Below are 18228 nucleotides of genomic sequence, written 5' to 3'. Positions count from 1 at the left end.
ATGAGGGCTGAGTGGAGGGCATAGACTTCGCTGCGACAACGCCACGATTAACCTCAGCCAGACAAAAGTTTACACAGCAACGCTTGGTGTTTCTGCTGCATGTGCTTAAAATGCCCGCACTTTACTCTGGGGCGATGGCATGACCAAATCAGCACAACGCGCAAAATGGATTCTGGCACTGCTTTGTCTGGTGCTGGCATTTTGTCTCGCCCAGCGTAGCTTTAATCTGCCCAATGCTTCTCAGGCGCAGTTCAGCGCCTCGTCGTTCAGCGATCACGACCAAATCGGTGGCGAAAAAGTCTGTTCCATCAGCGCAAAATCACTCCACGCTGCGGCCCCGATTATCGACAGCGTCATGCCGTTTCTGTTGATGGTCATCGCCTTACTGACCACGCTCTTCTCGTCTAAATCCACATCAGGTTATCGTCGTGAGCCTCTCTTTCCGCCCGTACAGCGGCGGCATCTGACCTTCTGCGTCTTTCGGGAATAACGCTACGCATCCCATCGCGTAAACCTTGTTATTCACCGGAGAAAAATTGATGAATCTCTTTATCAGGAGCTTGTTGCTCCTGCTGGTCATATGCACGAGCATGGTGCACGCTGCCGACACAGGCTGGCTGCGTAATGCACAAAACAGCCATGCAGAAGTGCGCTTACGCAGCGCGAGTCATGGCGCTGATGCGCAAATATTACTGGATATCCGACTGGAAAACGGTTGGAAAACCTACTGGCGTTCGCCGGGCGAGGGTGGCGTGGCCCCGGAAATTCGCTGGCAAACGCCCGCCAGCAACGCCACATGGTATTGGCCTGCGCCTGCTCGCTTTGACGTGAGCGGGCTCACCACCCAAGGCTACAAAGGCAATATCACGCTGCCGATTGAGCTGAAAAAGGTGTCAGATAAAAAACTGGCCGGCACGCTCACACTCTCGACCTGTAGCGATGTCTGCATTCTGACCGATTTCCCCTTCACTCTGGATCTCGACCAGCAGGCTGCCCCCCATTTTGCCCGCGATTACGCCCAGGCGATGGGGCAGATCCCCGCTGAAAGCGGTTTGACCGATCAACTCGACGTCAGCAACGTCAATGGCGAACTCCAAATCCGCGCTCAGCGTCAGGGTGGATGGACTAAACCTGAGCTGTTCTTCGACTATCCACAAGGCAGCATGCTGGCTGCACCGCAGATCACGGTGAAGGGCGACATCCTCAGCGCGCGGGTTGCGGTCACCGATGAGTGGGGCGAAGCGGCAACCGATTTGCGCGGTAAAACGTTGTCGCTGGTGGTGGTTGACGCGGGTATTGCCCAGCAAAGTTCGGTAATCATCGGCGCTCAGCCCCTTGTCTCCGATAGCACATCACAAACCCTATGGTCAGTGATATGGCTGGCGCTGTTAGGGGGGTTGCTCCTCAACCTGATGCCATGTGTGCTGCCGGTGCTGGCAATAAAACTCAGCAGTCTGGTGCAGCAACAAGGCCAATCGCGGCGTCAGACCCGGCAGCAGTTTCTTGCCTCCAGCGCCGGAATCCTGTTCTCGTTCCTGCTGCTCGCGGCGTTGATGACCGGCCTGCGGCTCAGTGGCCAGGCGTTGGGCTGGGGCATCCAGTTCCAGAGCAGTGGCTTCCTGCTGGCGATGGTGCTGGTGATGTTCTTCTTCACTGCCAGTCTGTTTGATTTGCTGCATTTCCGTTTACCTTCAGGTCTTAACACCCGACTGGCAACGCAGGGCGGTAGCGGGCTGCTGGGGCATTTTGGTCAGGGGGCTTTTGCCACGTTATTGGCGACGCCGTGCAGCGCGCCGTTTCTCGGAACCGCAGTGGCCTATGCGCTTACCGCATCCTTGCCGCAGTTGTGGTTGCTGTTTGCCGCATTAGGTATCGGCATGAGCCTGCCATGGCTGTTGGTCGCGGCGTTGCCAGGTTTGGCGCGCTGCCTGCCTCGTCCGGGGCGCTGGATGGTTCATCTGCGTACCCTGCTTGGTCTGTTGATGCTGCTCGCCACTTTCTGGCTGGTCACACTGCTGATCCCACACTGGGGTGAATCTTTTGCCATGGTGCTGGGTGGTGTATTGCTGCTGGTGCTGTGTGGCTGGTTAATTCAGCGTCGGGCGCTGCAACAAGCCGGAGTGGTGTTTATCACCCTGACGTTGGTGGGGGCGGTATTCCTGATGATGCGCATTGAGCCAGAGGAGGAAACGCTCTACTGGCAGCCGCTGACCGAAGCGGCGATCAATCAGGCACTGGAGCAAGATAGGCGCGTGTTTGTCGATGTCACCGCCGACTGGTGCATTACCTGCAAGGTGAATAAATCCCGGGTGCTGAATCAACCTGACGTGCGCGCCGCGTTGAAAGCCGATGATGTGGTGCTGCTGCGCGGTGACTGGACTCAGCCTGACCCCGCGATCGGTGAATTCCTGCGCAAGCGCGACCGCGTTGCTATCCCTTTTAACCAAATTTATGGCCCGGCACTGCCGCATGGCCACATTTTGTCACCGCTGCTGAGTCGTGAAGCGGTGATTTCGACTCTCTCTGAGGCTAAAAAATGATGAAAAAATCCCTGTTACTGTCCCTGATGTTTCTGACCCTGCCTGCACTGGCGGCGGCACCGTTTACACCTGAACAAGAGGCACGCATCAAACAGCTGATTCGTGAAACGCTGGTGCAGAATCCGGCGATTCTGGCCGAAGCAGCTGATGCCTTTGATAAAGAAGCGGCGAAACAGCAGCAGAGCGTTGTCGCGCAGATGGTGAAGAAAAACCACGATGCCCTGTTCAATGATGCCGGCTCACCGCGCATCGGGGCAGAAAAACCGGCGCTGACGCTGGTGTATTTCACTGACTACAACTGCGTGTTCTGCAAGAAATTCGATGCGGATATTGAGAAGCTGCTGAAAACCTATCCACAGGTGGCGGTAGTATTAAAACCGCTGCCGTATCGTGCCGAAACCTCTTTGACATCCGCGCGTTTGGCATTGACGGTTTGGGAACAGCAACCTAAAAACTTCCTGAAACTCCACGAGCGCTTGATGGCGAAAAAGGGCAACCACGACGAAGCGAGCATTGCCGCGGCGCTGGATAAAACCGGTATCAAGCTGAAAGAACCCAGTAAAGCCAGCCTCGACACCATCAATGAGAATCTGACGCTGGCGCAGCAGTTAGGTGTGCAGGGCACGCCTGCTACGCTGGTGGGCAATGAGCTGATCAGCGGCGCGGTGCCTTATGCGCAACTGGAAGCCGCAGTGAAGGGCGCGTTGCAGGCGAAACCATGATGCGTCTCAAGCGCTGGCTGCGTGAAGCAGCAGTGCTGGTGCTAATCGCCGCGGCGATAATTTGGGGCATGGATTGGCTGCGCGCCCCGCAGCTGCCACCCGATCTGGCACAACAGCCGCTGACGACGATCAATAGCGAAGTTAACCTGGCCACGTTAAGTCAGGATAAGCCGGTGCTGGTGTATGTGTGGGCCACCTGGTGCGGGGTGTGCAAACTCACCACGCCCACGGTGGCTGCGCTCAGCCAGAACGGTAGTCAGGTGGTGACCGTGGCACTACGGTCGGGTAATGACCAGCGTGTCGCCACCTGGCTGGAGAAAAAAGGTCTGCAGGGCCCGGCGGTGAACGATGAAAACGGTGCAGTGAGTCAACGCTGGGATATCAACGTGACGCCAACCTTTATCGTGCTACAGCGCGGCAAAGTGGTCAGCACCACCACCGGTTGGAGCAGCGCCTGGGGACTGAAATTGCGGCTTTGGTGGGCGGAAAAATTTCACTAACGCGTAAGTGAGTGTCAGATCGCGCTCAGCAGCGTATTGACGCACAAATAAGGCTTTTGCTTAGTAAAGCTGTCACTTTTCGAAGTGGCAGCTTTTTTTTTGCGCACTGGGGCGGCTGCGATCTCGTCCATCCTGAGCTACCCGCCATATTTGTAGCCTTTTATCATCACGTACAGAAGTTAATGAGCGGCCCCAGACTGCGCTAACGCTGATCGTTTAACGGGCAAGCGGCAATCCAGCAGGCACGCATGCACTCTCCAGGGATGCAGCTGCATGTGTATCCGCTATCTACCGCGACCCGAGAAAATCCTCGCGCTGTGGCGTGAAGGTATCCAGCAGCGTACCCGCCTCCAGACAGACGCAACCGTGCACCACATTAGGCGCTTTATATAATGTGTCTCCCGCGCCGACTTCCTGCGTAACCCCATCAATCGTAAAAGCAAAACGGCCGGCCAACACATAGGTCAGTTGCTCATGGGGGTGATGATGCAGTGGCCCTACCGCATCCTTTTCAAAGGTCACTTCGACCGCCATCATCCGCCCCCCGTGGGCCATGACGCGCCGCGTCACGCCGTTGCCGAGGTCTTCTTTAGTCGTCGCGCTTTTATAAATAAACATCGGTTTTCCTCACCAGTGACTTCATCAATGTGTGACAGATCTCACATCGAAAGGGACATTTCAGGGCTGCATTTTAGCGCACCTTGATTAAAATGAAACGGTGTTTCAAATTAATCTGAGGATGGATCATGAAAATCGCTTTGATGATGGAAAATAGCCAGGCCGCTAAGAACGCAACCGTATGGAAAGAACTGCAAACTGTCTCGCAACCGCTCGGCCATCAGGTGTTTAACGTCGGCATGAGCGACGAGCAGGATCATCATCTGACTTATATTCACCTCGGCATCATGGCTGGACTGTTGCTGAACAGTAAAGCGGCTGACTTTGTGGTCGCAGGTTGTGGGACCGGGCAAGGAGCGTTGGTGTCGCTCAACCTGCATCCCGGTGTCGTGTGCGGCTACTGTATCGATCCCGCCGATGCTTATCTGTTCGCGCAAATTAACAACGGCAATGCGCTGTCGCTGCCTTTCGCCAAGGGTTTTGGTTGGGGAGCCGAGTTGAATCTACGGTTTATCTTCGAGAAAGCCTTCACCGGCGAAAAAGGTTTAGGCTATCCGCCAGAGCGCAAAGAGCCGCAGGTGCGTAATGCGGGCATTCTCAATCAGGTGAAAGCCACGTTGCTGAAAGAAGATTACCTTGATTCACTGCGCGCACTGGATCCTGAACTGGTGAAAGCCGCCGTTGTCGGTGCTCGCTTCCAGGCGTGTCTGTTCGAACACGGACAGAATCAGGACATCGTGCGCTTTGTTCGTGATCTGCTGTAACGATGGGCTGCGTTCAGCCGAGATAATTTTGTATCGGTATGCAGGTGTGATTAGTGCGGCCCTGTAAAATTTAACCCAGTATCTTATGACTGCTGCTTAGGGACTGGGGGTACAGATGATAACGCAGTCTGGTGCCACTCAGGGGCTGGCGGTCCTCGCGCCGCTGACGCGGTATCTTCACGTCATTCGTCTGCCTTTACGGACCGGTGGGGATGGAACATCCATGTTCCAGCCCCACCTTTCGCCCGCATCCATGCGGTCTCTCCTGGCAGACTCACTCTGTTCAGCGCTGCGAAATGCCCGCCCCTGAGTGGCACCAGCCTGCTTGCTAACATCCGTTTACGCTGTTGGGAAGGGCGCGATAGCTCAGGCGATAGCGTTTTTATTTTCACAAAGGGCACAGTGTCTGAGGCCACAGCGCCTCTGCTGCTGTAAAGGGCTATTCGCAGCGCTGAGGCGGAGACGTTGTGCCAGGAGCCAGGCGCAGGGATGCGACAGGCAGTTCGGGTAGGCCATGGATGGCCGTACCCGAACGTTCCGGCCGGCACGACGTTGCAGCCGAGGGTACCGCGAAGCGGCGCGAGGACGGCCCGGCAGCAGCAGAGGTGGTGCGGCCCGCACTAAATCGTGAAGGAAAAGGCTGTTATTCTTGAAAAACGGCAGCCTTATCCAGATAGAGTCTTAACTAACAGACATTACACCCTCAATAACACCCCATTATTTAAGCCCGGCTCGATTCCACCAGCATGCGCGTATAGGGCATCTGCGCACCATTCCCCACCAGGGTTTCCACATCTAATGTTTCTAACAGCTTGCCATGCTGCATCACCGCCACTCGATGACACAGATGCGCCACGACGCCCAGATCGTGCGTCACCATCATGTAGGTCAGGTTCTCCTGCTGCTGCAAGTCACTTAACAAGTTCAGAATCTCTGCCTGCACGGAGACATCGAGCGCGGAGGTGGGCTCATCCAGTAACAGCACTCGTGGTTCGAGAATCAACGCACGGGCTATGGCCACACGCTGGCGCTGACCGCCTGAAAGCTGATGCGGATAGCGGGTTTGCCAGGCACGATTGAGTCCAACCTTTTCCAACATGGCAATCACGCGTTGCGGACGTTGTCCGATACCGTGAATGTGCAACGGCTCTTCCAGGATGTCGCCAATGGTGTGGCGCGGATGCAACGAGCCATAAGGATCCTGGAACACCATCTGCACCTGGCGGCAGAGGGCACGGTCAATACGATGCTCCCGTTTTCGTCCTGCAATCGCGAGCTCGCCGTCCCAATGGGTAAACAGCCCGGCAAGACATTTCAGCACCGTGGTTTTCCCCGATCCAGACTCGCCGACCAGGCCAAAAATTTCTCCTTCACGCACCGACAAATTGACGTCATACAGCACCTGGTTGCGCTGCTCGTCCTCGCCAAAGCTGAGGTTGAGGTGACTCACACTGATCATCTCGGTCATGCTCTCTCCTTAAGGTTGTAACCAGCTGGCCTGGCGCTGCAGCACCGGTAATCGCGAGCGGCGTGCGTCCATATCCGGCAGCGAGGCCAGTAATCCCTGGGTATAAGGATGCCGGGCATGATCAAGCTGATCGGCGGCCAGCGATTCGACCACGCGGCCGGCATACATCACCAACACGCGATCGCAAAAACGTCGCACCAGATTGAGGTCGTGACTGATAAAGATCAGGCCCAGCCCGCGCTGCTGCACCAACTCATCCAGCAGCGTCAACACCTGCAACCGGACAGACACATCCAGCGCCGAGGTCGGCTCATCGGCGATCAGCAACTCGGGGTCGGTGATCAGCATCATGGCGATCATCACGCGCTGGCCTTGACCGCCTGAGATCTCGTGTGGAAAACATTGGTACACACGCTGTGGATCGCGAATCTGTACCACCTCCAGCATCTCCAGCGCCCGCTGGCGTGCCACCTCGCGCTGCCCCGGATGGTGACTGCGCCAGGCTTCGGCAATTTGTTCACCCACGCGTACCACAGGATTCAGTGAGTATTTAGGGTCTTGCATGATCATCGAAATACGTTTGCCGCGCACGGCACGCATTTGTGCAGGCGAAGCGCGTAGCAGATCGACATCCGCAAACTGCATGCGCTGAGCGGTCACTTGCGCGCTGCGCGGGTGCAGTTGCAACAGCGCCCGGCCGACCGTGGATTTGCCTGAGCCTGACTCACCGACAATTGCCAGCTTCTCTTTGCCTAACTGGAAGGAGATGCCACGCACCGCTGGCGTCATCTGGCGGCCATTGACGAAATTAACCTGAAGGTCCTGCACATCGAGCAGGGGAATAGCGCTATTCGCTACGGGGATCGAGGATGTCACGTAAGCCATCTCCTAAGAAATTAAACGCCAGACTGTTGATCAAAATCGCTAATCCCGGCACGGTCACCACCCACCAGCACTCCAGCATGTAAGTGCGGCCACTGGCGATCATCGCGCCCCATTCAGGATCGGGCGGCTGCGCACCCAAGCCAAGAAAACCGAGTCCGGCGGCGGTGAGAATAATGCCGGCCATGTTCATGGTGATGCGGATGATCACCGAGGGCAGACACAGCGGCACGATGTGTTTCCACAAAATGCGCAGGGAAGAGGCACCTTGCAGGCGCACGGCAGAGACAAAGTCCGCCTGACGCAGCGACAGCGCTTCCGCGCGCGCCAGGCGAGCAATCGGCGGCCAGGCGGTGAGGGTGATGGCCATCACTACATGTTCCAGGCCGGGACCCAGCGCCGCGACAAACGCCAGCGCCAGCACCAGACTCGGGAACGAGATGAAGATATCGGTGACGCGCATTAATACGCTGTCCACTTTGCCGCCGAAGTAGCCCGCAGTCACACCCAACAGCAGGCCTAATGGCCCGACGGTGATCGACACCAGCATGACGATGTACAAAGTAATGCGCGCCCCCCACACCAGACGACTGAAGATGTCGCGTCCAAACTCATCGGTGCCAAACCAGTGCTGTGCGTTTGGCGGCGTGAGTGCGTTATTCAAATCCTGAATCAGTGGATGGTAGGGAGCGATCCACGGTGCAAACAGCGCCACGATCAGCAGCAGTAAAATGATGCCCCCACCGATGGCCGTGAGGGGATTGCAGGCCATTTGCCACAGGAAATGGCCGATACGCGAGAGAGTACGGCGACAGCGTGCCACGCGTTCACGCGTGGTGCTGGCATGAAGCAGATCGAGAGAAACAGTCATACTTTGGTCCTCGGATCGAATACCTGATAAAGCAGGTCAGAGAGCAGGTTAAGCAGCACGAAAATCAGGCCGACCACCAATACGCAGCCCATCACCGCATTCATATCGCCGAGCATCAGGCTGCCCGTGAGATAAGAGCCAAAACCGGGCCAGGAAAACACGGTTTCAATCAATACCGCGCCTTCAAGCAGGGATCCATACGCCAGCGCCACCACCGTCAGCAGCTGCACCAGAATATTGCGGAAGGCGTGTTGCCAAATCACCTGCCACTCCGTCAGGCCTTTCACCCGCGCGGTCAAAATGAATTCCTGCGACAGCTGCGCCAGCATAAAGCTGCGCGTCATACGGCTGATGTAGGCGAGTGAATGGAAGCCCAACAAAGAAGCGGGCAAGATCAGATGATTGAGTGCGTTGCTAAACACCGTGAGATTGCCTGCCAGCAGCGCATCGATCAGCAACAATCCAGTGCGACGCGGCACAATGCCATCGAGACTGAAATCAACCCGACCGGCACCACCGACCCAACCCAGATGCGCGTAGAACAGCAGTAAACCGATCATACCGACCCAGAAAATTGGCGTGGAGTAGCCAGCCAGACTGATGATGCGCACCAGATAATCCACCACGCTGTTGCGCCGTGCAGCAGCCCACACGCCCAGCGGCACGCCCAGACCGGTGCCGAGCAGAATGGCGAGTGTGGCCAGTTCAACGGTGGCTGGGAACACACGCAAAATATCGTTGATCACCGGCTGTCCGGTGAGCAGCGCCAGCCCAAGATTGCCGTGCAGCAAGCCTTGCAGATAAATCCAGAACTGCACCCACAACGGTTTATCAAAACCCAGCTGGTGATAAACCTGCTGATAGGTGGCGTGATCGGCATCCGGTCCGACAATGGCCAGCACCGGATCCAGCGGCATCACGCGGCCAATAAAGAAAGTGAGTAGCAACAGGCCGAACAGCGTGATTGCGACCTGCAATACACGGCTACGCGCTCGCCGCCAGTGACGTTTGGTTAAGGTCATTGGGCACCTCCAGCCAGGCTGTCTGGCGTTTTCCACACATCGCGCAGGAAGGTGGTGGCGGAAGGGTGCGGCACATAATCCTGCACGCGATTGTTCACCACCACCGAATCGGTCATTTGAGAAATCGGCATCAGAGCCGGAATCAACTGGTCATAACGTCGTTGAATGGCAAAATAATCCTGCTGCTGCTTTTGTGTATCTCGTTCCAGCAGCGCCTGATCGATCATCTTGTTGAGCTGGGCATCGTAGAAACCGGTGCGCCAGCCTTGAAAATTCGTCAGCCGGGCACTGTCAGCATTATTCGGGTTGTACACCAGCGAACGCAGACTAGAGTGCGGGTGCGGTTCTACACCGCTGCCACCTCGACCGACCAGTAAATTAAACTGGCGTTCGCGCATTGCGCCATAAATCTGGTTACCGGTGCCGGTGATGATTTTGGCGCGAATGCCTGCCTGCATCAGTGTCGATTGAATGGCGATGGCGATGTTCAGGAAGGGTTGGTCGGCTAACACGCGCAAGGTGGTGTCGAAGCCATTAGGGTAGCCCGCAGCCGCCAGCAACGCTTTGGCGCGTGGCACATCGAGTCGATAGCCGGGATCGGGCAGTGTTTCAGGCATACCAGACTGGATCGGACGCTGATGCAAGGTGCCATAACCGGCCATCAGGGTTTTATTGATGCCCTGATAATCGACTAAGTAGCGCACGGCTTCGCGCACTTGCGGGTTGGCGAAGTGGTCATCCTTCATGCTCATTGCCAGGTAATAGAGCGTGCCTTTCTGCACCGCATCAATGCTGAGATCGGGATCGTGGCGCAGCGCCTGCACATCAGGAATGGCCATGTTACTGGCGATGTCGATATCCCCTTTTTGCATCATCAAACGCAGGGTTTGTGACTCCTGCAAATGGCGGAACACCACGCGGGTTAATCTGGCAGCGCCACGCCAGTAATTTTCATCCCTGCTCATGCGCAATACATCTTTGGCCTGCCACACATCAAGACGAAACGGGCCTGAACCGGCTTCGTGCGTGGTTAACCAGCGGTTGCCCCAGTCATTATTGACCGCATGTGCCTGCACCGTTTTGCTGTCCAGCACCACCATGCTGCCGAGTGCGGCCAGGGAATAGAGCACCAGCTGCGGATCGTTAGGCTTAGGCAACTGGATCACCACCGTGTGGGCATCGGGGGCAGTGATCATCTGATCCACATTGTCCTTGCTAAAGCCGTACGATTTCCACACTGAAGCTTGTGCCAGATTTAGATGCAGCACCCGACGCATCGACCAAATCACGTCTTCGCTCGTCAGCGGGTGACCGGAATGGAAATGCACGCCATCTCGCAGATGGAAAGTGAGTTGGCGATGATCGGCGCTGATCTCCCAACGTTCCGCCAGAGCAGGGCGCACGTGGGTGAGCTGGCGCGGGTCCAACTCGACGAGCCCATCATAGAGATTGACCACAATGCCCACCACTTCATTGCCGGTCATGGCAGCGGGATCGAGCGTCAATAGGTTGTTCATGTTCATGCCCACGATCAGCTGGTCGTCTGGCGTGGCGGCCAGCAGCGACGGGCTACCCGTGAGCAGCAGCAGCGTGGCACACCACGCTCTGCAATAACGAGAAATGTTCATAAGCAAAGTCCAGCAGGTCAGAGGTTTATAGTTGTTTGCCGTACTGCTTGTGTTCGACGCTTACCAGCGATTCACCGTATGCGTTTCAATCCAGCTGAAATTGATGTCCTCCCCGAGTCCAGGCCGCGTGGGTAGATGCACAAAGCCCTTGTCATCCATCGGATCGACCAGGCTGTTGAGATAGGCGGGCGGTTGTTCGTAATCGAGGAAAGGGTGCAGCAGTCCGCGCTCATACCAGCGGCAGTTACGAATCGCACCCACCACCGCGATGCTGGCCGCACCGTTGCCATGGACTTCACAATCCATACCGAAGGCTTCGGCCAGGCTGGCCACTTTCAGGGTGGCAGATATGCCACCGACACCGTTGGCCCCGGCCCGCAGGATGTCACAGGCTCCTGCACGCACCCAATCGGCACGGCTGTGGTGTTTGCCGCCGAGACTCTCCGGCCCAAGGACGTCAATGCTGAGGTTTTCCGCCAGCCAGGCATAGGAGGCCATGCTTTCCTCTTCCATCGGCTCTTCAAACCAGGCGAAGTTAAGCTTCTCCAGTGCTTTACCGATGGTGAGGGCCTCGCTGCGACTGTACCAGTGGTAGCCGTCCAGCATCAGGGCGATATCCGGACCTACCGCTTCGCGTACCGCGGCACAGGCTTTGATATCCATCGCGGTGCTGGGGGCAAATGAAACCGGCGGCATCCAGGTATGCAGTTTGATGGCTTGATAACCGCGTGCTACCAACTTCTCGGCAAACTGGGCGTACTCGTCCGGCGTTGAGAGGCCACCTTCAAGCTCATCGCCACACATGGTGCTGCCGTAAGCGGGGATTTTCTCGCGATAGCCGCCCAGCAGCTTATGCACCGGCTGTTTAAGTTTGCGGCCAATCAAATCCCACAGCGCTTGTTCCACGGCGGAGAGCGCTCGTTCGGTGAGCTGATGTGCGCTGCCGCGCTGCCAGTGCACCAGATCCTGCCAAAGACGTTCACGATCAAAGGCGTTTTGCCCAATCAGCACCTTACGGAAGAAGGCGTTGACCACGTGCGGCCGTATGACTTCTGCTGGCGCAAAGGCGTAACCACAATCGCCGTCTTCGCTGGTCAGGGTGAGCAGCGCCATTTGTGCATCGGTTTCTGCACCGGGATGGGAGTGCCCGGCGCTGTCGGAAACACGGCGCGTTGGGTAGGTAAAAAGAGTGACATCAATGGCGCTGATCTTCACGGTATGGCCTCCAGAACGATTTCCATGCTCAGGCTGAGCGTTATCTAAAAATTAAAACGGCGTTTCATTTCGTAATTTAGCCTTCACATTTTGTTTACGCATTAGCCAAAATGCGGGAAGAGCAGCCGATTAATTGGGCAGTTGCATGGCTTGCTGTGAGCATATTCACGGATGCGGGACGTTTTGTGAGCGATGGCACAGTGATGTGATGCGTTAACGGATGTAAAAAAATGTGTCCCAGGGGCTTTTCATTTCGCGTCTGCCAGGTAATAGTGACGCCGCGAAATTTTAATAATAATCATTATCATTTGTATGGGTAGACACAATGAAAAAATGGCTGTTAGCGCTGGGGTTACTGGCTGTGGCGGATTCCGCTTCGGCAAAAATCATCACTGACATTGCAGGACGTCAGGTTGAAGTTAAAGAGGAATCGAAACGCATTATTTTGGGCGAAGGGCGCCAGATGTATCTGTTGGCGGCTTTCGATACTGCTGCACCGTTCCATCGCGTGGTGGGCTGGCGTGATGACTTCCATAAGGCCGACTATGACGGTTATATGGCCTATGAGAAAAAGTATCCGGAAATTAAAAAGCTGCCGACCTTCGGTGGCGCAAAAGACGGTACCTTTAACGTTGAGCAAGCCCTGACGTTAAAACCGGATCTGGTGCTGATGAATCTGGAATCCAAAGCGGCGACGGATGAAGGCAAGTTGATTGAGAAGTTGCAGGCGGTTGGCGTACCGGTGGTGTTTATCGACTTCCGTGAGAAACCGATGGAGCACGCCGAGAAGAGCATCCGCATCATGGGCGAACTGGTCAATAACCCGCAGCGTGCTGAAGAGATCGTGGCTTTCCGCCGTGCGCAGATCGAAAAGGTGACCGATCGCCTGAAAAACTTCGCGGGTCCGCGTCCGAAAGTGATGATTGACCGTGCGGGCGGGTATACCGACGAATGCTGCATGTCGTTTGGAAACGAGAACTTTGGTCAGATGGTGGAACTCTCTGGCGGCAGCAATATCGCTAAAGATCTGATTCCAGGTACATTCGGTACCCTCAACCCAGAGCAAATCATTGCCAGCCGCCCGGATGTGGTGGTGGTGACGGGCGCAAACTGGAAGAACTACAACACCGTGGGTAAATGGGTGGGCGTGGGTCCTGGCGCTGATATACAAGAAGCCACGGCACGTCTGAAGTTGCTGATGATGCGCGATGCGTTTAAAACTTTGCCAGTAGCGCATAACGGTAATGCGCACGCCATCTGGCATCAGTTCTATGACAGCCCGTATCAGTTTGTCGCGATTCAGGCACTGGCCAAGTGGCTGCATCCGGACCTGTTCAAAGATCTCGATCCTGACGCCACCTTCCGCGAGTTTCATGAGAAGTTTCTGCCACTGCCTTATCAGCCAGGTTACTGGGTCACACTGCCGGCTGAGAAGTCATAATTTAGGCTATTTGCGGCAATAACGCGCATTACTCTTCATCTTTACTAATATTTTACAGGCGCCTGGCGGCGATTTCGGGGAAGCGAAATCGCCGCCATAGCCTGAATAATAAACGTAATAGGGAGAGTGAAATGTTGTATACCTCGGGACGTTCAGCGTTTGCTGTAGGGCTTTACGCTCTACTGGAACCGCTGCCGCTGGGCTTTTTTGTCGCCGCCTGGCTGTTCGATATCATCTATCTGCAAACCTTCGTCATCATGTGGACCAAATCAGCCAGTTGGTTGATTGCGATGGGTCTGGTGCTGGCGATCCTGCCAAGATTAATCAGTCTTGTTTACTTATTTCGCGGCCCTTATCCCAGTGAGAAGCTCCATTTCTGGCTGTCACTGCTGGCTATCCTCGTGGCTATCGCGAATGCCTTTATTCACAGTCGCGATGCTTACGCGGTGGTGCCACTTGGCGTCACACTCTCTACGGTGGTGGTGGCCTTACTGCTGGTCGCTAATCTGCAGCTCGCGCTGCGCGGACGCAGCACGTCAGGAGGTCGCGAATGAAGAAGATTCTTGGTGCAGTGACCCTGACAATGGTTCTGAGCGCCTGTGACGATGGTGCGTTGATCGATCCGCAAAAGCAAATTGGCCCCAATCCTGAGCTGCCGCAAGCACAAAACTTCTTTATGCCGCCGATGCAGGTGCCAGAAGCCATACCGTGGAAAGCGGGTGAAATGCCGAAGGTCGCGCAGGGGCTGAAAATTGAAAAGATCGCCGACAATTTGCAGCATCCTCGCCAGGTGCTGGTCCTTCCTAATAATGATGTGCTGGTCGCCGAATCCAACGGTACGCCGAAGCCGACCACGGCACCTAAAGATCTCATCACCGGTATGGTGAAAAATGCATCGGGTAAAGGCGGGGCTGGCGGAAACCGAATTACGCTTCTACGTAACGTGAACGGCAAATGGGAGCAACATCGTTTCATCGACAATCTTACCGCCCCCTTTGGCATGCAGCTGGTCGGAAACACGCTGTATGTCGCGAATGCCGATAGTCTGGTGAAGTTCCCGTATCAAACCGGGCAAACCGAAATTCACACACCGCCGGTGGAAGTTACTGAATTGCCTGGCGGGCCGATCAATCACCACTGGACCAAATCGCTGGTCGCCAGCCCCGATGGCAGCAAGCTGTATGTCGGCGTGGGGTCTAACAGTAATGTCAGTGAGAATGGCATTGGCGAAGAGTATCGTCGTGCGGCGGTACTGGAAGTGGATGCAGCCAGCGGAGCCAGTCGCATTTATGCCAGCGGTCTGCGCAATCCAACCGGTCTGCAATGGGAACCGCAAAGCGGCAAGCTATGGGCGATTGTCAACGAGCGAGACGAAATCGGCTCAGACCTGGTGCCAGATTACATGACATCAGTGCAGGAGAAAGGCTTTTACGGCTGGCCTTACAGCTATTATGGCCAACATATCGATGTGCGGGCGCAGCCACAGCGTCCCGATTTAGTCGAGAAGGCCATCAAGCCGGATTACGCGCTCAGCTCGCATGTGGCACCGCTTGGCTTGCTGTTCTATGGCGCAGATAACATGCCGCAGTATCGCGGAGGGGCATTTATCAGTGAGCACGGCAGTTGGAATCGTACGCCGTTGAATGGGTACCAGGTGGTGTGGGTGAAATTCGAAAACGGAAAACCGGTTGGACAGCCGCAGCCAGTCGTCACGGGATTCCTGACCGATGACCAAAAACAGGTACGAGGTTTGCCGGTCGGCCTGGCTTCAGACCAGCAGGGCGGTGTGTTGATCGCGGATGATGCCGGTAATGCCATCTGGCGTGTCAGTTCGGCAAACTGATTATCGCAGGCAATAAAAAAGGATTTGGCTATCACGCCAAATCCTTTTTTTATGTTCGCTAACTGGCTGGTAACCGCGCTGCGAACGGGGTGCTCAGCACTCCTCACAAAGCAAATCATAAAATGTGCGGGGGAATATTTCAAGTTTCGCAAAAATACTGTATGGTTATACAGGTGTTGAGTGGCGAGCGCAGTCTCATTGTTTTCTGATGACTCCCAGGGGCGCGGATTGTCAAATCCCGGCAGGTTTCAGGTGGTGCTGGCCTGTGGCTTCCACAATGAGTGGCGCTCAGCACTCCTCACAGCTGTGCTCAGGCCATCGGCGGGTGGAGTCAAAGCCCCGACGGCTGAAAGGCGCGCTCCTGTCAGAGGAGAAGGAAAGTGATGGAACTTGTTCGGTTACTCCTGGACCTGGTCCGGGTGATCCTGCAAATCATCGTTGCCCTTTTGCAACTGACCGGTCAGGCACATTGACCGGAACTTGAAGCAAGGCGGAGCTCACCCCTCCGCCTTTTTTCGTTCTTTGCCAGCAGTGATAATTTCGCCATATCCGTCGTTTCCTTCCGGTACTAAATTCTCTTTGCCAAACCGTGAAAATGTGATTATCAGCATAGCTAACTTATGTTATGAATTTAGCCTTAGAAAAATATAATCAGGTAAAGGTTTTATGTCGTCGCAAAAGTTATCCCATAACGTTAAACGCATTCATTCATCAGCCATTCGCGATTTATTGAAACACAGCAAAATGGAAGGGGTGATTTCACTCGGTGGTGGTATCCCGAATCCCGATCTGTTTGATACCGAAGGTCTGCGCATTGCCATGGACCGTGCGCTAACCCAGGATGGGCACAATGCGTTTCAGTATGGCTTGAGTGAAGGGGATCCGCTGTTACGTGAAGCGATCTGCCGCATTTCAGCCGATCGTGGTATCGATTGCACACCGGACGACGTTGTGGTCACTTCCGGGTCACAGCAATCACTGGATATCCTTGCGCGCGCGCTGATTAACCCAGGCGACGTGGTGGTGGTGGAGCGTCCGACTTATCTCGCCGCGTTACAGGTCTTCCAGTTGGCTGATGCGCAATTTAAGTCTGTGGGTACCGATGGCGAAGGCATGATCGTCGACGAGTTGGCAGAACTGGTCAAACAGACGCCAATCAAAGCCGTGTATATCGTTCCGACCTTTGGCAACCCAAGCGGTGTGACCTTATCAGAAGCGCGCCGTCAGCAGCTGGTTGCACTGGCGAAGCAGTATGATTTCCTGATTTTTGAAGACGATCCCTACAGCGAGATCAACTTCACCGACCAGACATTCCGCCCATTGAAATCCCATGCGCAAGCCATGGGTGCCAGTGAGAATGTCATTTATACCTCGACCTTTTCCAAAATTCTGGCGCCGGGTGCACGTGTTGGCTGGATTACCATGCCGGGTTGGTTGAAATCATCGGTGGTGAACCTGAAGCAGGCGACGGATCTGCACACCAGTGCCTTGTCACAATCCCTGACGCGTCATTATCTGGAAACCGGTCGCTTGCCGGAGCAGATTCGCTTGATCCGCGCGGCCTATAAGCAGAAGTGCGATGCACTGTGTGCAGCACTGGAGACGGAGTTGGGGGATAAGCTGCACTTCTATCGCCCGCTGGGTGGCATGTTCCTGTGGGCAACCTTCAAAGAAGCCTTCAACACCACCGAATGGCTGAAAACCACGCTGAGCAATGGTGTGGTGTATGTTCCCGGTGAGTTTTTCTACTGTGATAATCCGGATACTTCTACGCTGCGTATTTCGTATGCTTCAGTATCGGAAACCAATTTAGCTCTCGCAGCACAGCGTTTAAAAGCTTCGTTACCGCAGTAATCACCTGAAAGCCCTTGGTGACAAGGGCTCATGCTAGCCGTTGGCGCTGTCCAGCGGCCAGGATTCAAACAGGTAACCATCAAAATAGATGTCATCGACGTCTGAAAATTCCAGCAAGCGCTGTTTTACATTCTCCAGATGCTGCCACATGGCCTGCTTGGCGGCGCGTGCATCTTTCTTAATCAGCGTGGCGAGAATCTTCTTGTGGTCGTCCAGCCACTGTTTGCGGTAATGGGTGTTGACCAGATGACGATGCAGCTGGCTCCACATCACATTGTCTTCACGCCACTGCCAGGACTGCTTAAACAGTTCGACCAACATGCTGTTGTGGGTGGCTTCGGCAATCGCTAAGTGGAAATTACGATCGCCGTTCTCGCTCTCGTTGACCGCGCCAGAAGCGAGTTCTTTCTCTTCCAGTTCCAGCGCCTGTCGCATCTTAATGATGTCTTCACGGGTTGCCTGCAGCGCGGCAAACTCAGCAATATTGCTCTCCAGAAGCTGACGCGCCTGCAGCATTTCAAACGGCCCGGCATCATTGCAGGCCGCCTGCGCTGATGCTCGCGGTGTAGGACTGTCATTCACAACATAAATGCCTGCACCCCGGCGCACCTCAATCAAGCCTTCCAGTTCCAGCATAATCAGAGCCTCACGCACCAGCGTACGCGTGACATCCAGCAGCGCAGCCAGTTCACGCTCAGGCGGCAACCGCTCGCCCACGGCATACTGCTTTTGCGTAATCATGTTACGCAACATTTCCCCCACTTCCTGATAAGGGCGCTGTGCTGATGCTTGTGTTTTCATGAGCTCTTTTCTGCTGATTAAGAAGTTTACGACCACTGACGCTGCCATCAATTGCGCCC

At 55.4% G+C, this 18228-nt stretch carries 17 protein-coding genes; 9 read left to right on the top strand and 8 right to left on the bottom strand.

Annotation, left to right across the window (positions count from 1 at the left end; translation table 11 throughout):
* Nucleotides 1–139: 139 nt before the first annotated feature.
* Genes VI01_RS05795 through VI01_RS05780 form a run of 4 tightly spaced genes read left to right on the top strand, consistent with a single transcriptional unit; the run spans nt 140 to nt 3762 of the window.
* Nucleotides 140–490, top strand: coding sequence for a hypothetical protein (locus tag VI01_RS05795; protein WP_045814336.1), 351 nt, complete (start codon nt 140–142; stop codon nt 488–490).
* 49 nt (nt 491–539) lie between these two features.
* Nucleotides 540–2540, top strand: coding sequence for a protein-disulfide reductase DsbD (locus tag VI01_RS05790; RefSeq protein ID WP_082082034.1), 2001 nt, complete (start codon nt 540–542; stop codon nt 2538–2540).
* Nucleotides 2540–3262 (top strand): DsbA family protein, encoded by a 723-nt coding sequence (locus tag VI01_RS05785; protein WP_045814387.1) that lies wholly within the window; start codon nt 2540–2542, stop codon nt 3260–3262. Before VI01_RS05790 ends, VI01_RS05785 begins: the two co-directional genes overlap by 1 nt.
* A complete protein-coding gene (locus tag VI01_RS05780; RefSeq protein WP_045814334.1) occupies nt 3259–3762 on the top strand; it encodes a protein disulfide oxidoreductase in 504 nt (167 codons plus the stop codon). The genes VI01_RS05785 and VI01_RS05780 overlap by 4 nt, the downstream gene beginning before the upstream one ends.
* Before the next feature lie 288 nt (nt 3763–4050).
* On the opposite strand, the gene VI01_RS05775 is transcribed toward VI01_RS05780, so the two are convergent.
* The gene (locus VI01_RS05775) at nt 4051–4380 is read right to left on the bottom strand and encodes a cupin domain-containing protein (RefSeq protein ID WP_038647114.1); all 330 of its coding nucleotides are present in this window, start codon (nt 4378–4380) and stop codon (nt 4051–4053) included.
* Nucleotides 4381–4508: 128 nt separating this feature from the next.
* Here VI01_RS05775 and VI01_RS05770 point away from each other — a divergent pair, with 128 nt between their 5' ends.
* Nucleotides 4509–5144, top strand: coding sequence for an RpiB/LacA/LacB family sugar-phosphate isomerase (locus tag VI01_RS05770; protein ID WP_045814333.1), 636 nt, complete (start codon nt 4509–4511; stop codon nt 5142–5144).
* Nucleotides 5145–5865: 721 nt separating this feature from the next.
* On the opposite strand, the gene VI01_RS05765 is transcribed toward VI01_RS05770, so the two are convergent.
* The 6 genes from VI01_RS05765 to VI01_RS05740 form a co-directional block, all read right to left on the bottom strand.
* A complete protein-coding gene (locus tag VI01_RS05765; RefSeq protein WP_045814386.1) occupies nt 5866–6603 on the bottom strand; it encodes an ABC transporter ATP-binding protein in 738 nt (245 codons plus the stop codon).
* An 18-nt stretch (nt 6604–6621) separates the two neighbouring features.
* On the bottom strand, nt 6622–7488 hold the full coding sequence (locus VI01_RS05760) for an ABC transporter ATP-binding protein (RefSeq protein ID WP_045814385.1): 867 nt from the start codon (nt 7486–7488) through the stop codon (nt 6622–6624).
* Nucleotides 7460–8365 carry an ABC transporter permease gene (locus tag VI01_RS05755; RefSeq protein ID WP_045814332.1) on the bottom strand — a complete coding sequence of 302 codons (906 nt, stop codon included), beginning with the start codon at nt 8363–8365 and terminating at the stop codon, nt 7460–7462. Before VI01_RS05755 ends, VI01_RS05760 begins: the two co-directional genes overlap by 29 nt.
* Nucleotides 8362–9387 (bottom strand): ABC transporter permease, encoded by a 1026-nt coding sequence (locus VI01_RS05750; protein WP_045814331.1) that lies wholly within the window; start codon nt 9385–9387, stop codon nt 8362–8364. The genes VI01_RS05755 and VI01_RS05750 overlap by 4 nt, the downstream gene beginning before the upstream one ends.
* Nucleotides 9384–10910, bottom strand: coding sequence for an ABC transporter substrate-binding protein (locus VI01_RS05745; protein ID WP_369801862.1), 1527 nt, complete (start codon nt 10908–10910; stop codon nt 9384–9386). The genes VI01_RS05750 and VI01_RS05745 overlap by 4 nt, the downstream gene beginning before the upstream one ends.
* Before the next feature lie 165 nt (nt 10911–11075).
* The gene (locus VI01_RS05740; RefSeq protein ID WP_045814329.1) at nt 11076–12230 is read right to left on the bottom strand and encodes a mandelate racemase family protein; all 1155 of its coding nucleotides are present in this window, start codon (nt 12228–12230) and stop codon (nt 11076–11078) included.
* Nucleotides 12231–12555: 325 nt separating this feature from the next.
* On the opposite strand from VI01_RS05740, the gene VI01_RS05735 reads away from it, so the two are divergent.
* The 4 genes from VI01_RS05735 to VI01_RS05720 all read left to right on the top strand — a co-directional run bounded on the left by VI01_RS05735 (nt 12556) and on the right by VI01_RS05720 (nt 17368).
* Nucleotides 12556–13671: an ABC transporter substrate-binding protein gene (locus VI01_RS05735; protein WP_045814328.1), complete on the top strand. Its 1116-nt coding sequence runs from the start codon at nt 12556–12558 to the stop codon at nt 13669–13671.
* A gap of 131 nt (nt 13672–13802) precedes the next feature.
* Nucleotides 13803–14225, top strand: coding sequence for a DUF2231 domain-containing protein (locus tag VI01_RS05730; RefSeq protein ID WP_045814327.1), 423 nt, complete (start codon nt 13803–13805; stop codon nt 14223–14225).
* Nucleotides 14222–15514 carry a sorbosone dehydrogenase family protein gene (locus VI01_RS05725; RefSeq protein ID WP_045814326.1) on the top strand — a complete coding sequence of 431 codons (1293 nt, stop codon included), beginning with the start codon at nt 14222–14224 and terminating at the stop codon, nt 15512–15514. The genes VI01_RS05730 and VI01_RS05725 overlap by 4 nt, the downstream gene beginning before the upstream one ends.
* Before the next feature lie 666 nt (nt 15515–16180).
* Complete coding sequence (locus VI01_RS05720) at nt 16181–17368, top strand: PLP-dependent aminotransferase family protein (RefSeq protein WP_045814325.1); 1188 nt, start codon at nt 16181–16183, stop codon at nt 17366–17368.
* 33 nt (nt 17369–17401) lie between these two features.
* Here VI01_RS05720 and uxuR read toward each other — a convergent pair whose 3' ends face one another.
* Nucleotides 17402–18169 (bottom strand): Uxu operon transcriptional regulator, encoded by a 768-nt coding sequence (uxuR, locus tag VI01_RS05715; protein WP_045814384.1) that lies wholly within the window; start codon nt 18167–18169, stop codon nt 17402–17404.
* Between the last annotated feature and the right edge of the window lie 59 nt (nt 18170–18228).

It is taken from the genome of Pantoea sp. SM3, assembly GCF_000963995.1.
GTDB classification, from domain to species: Bacteria; Pseudomonadota; Gammaproteobacteria; order Enterobacterales; family Enterobacteriaceae; genus Pantoea; species Pantoea rwandensis_B.
This window is presented reverse-complemented; position numbering and strand designations above follow the sequence as displayed.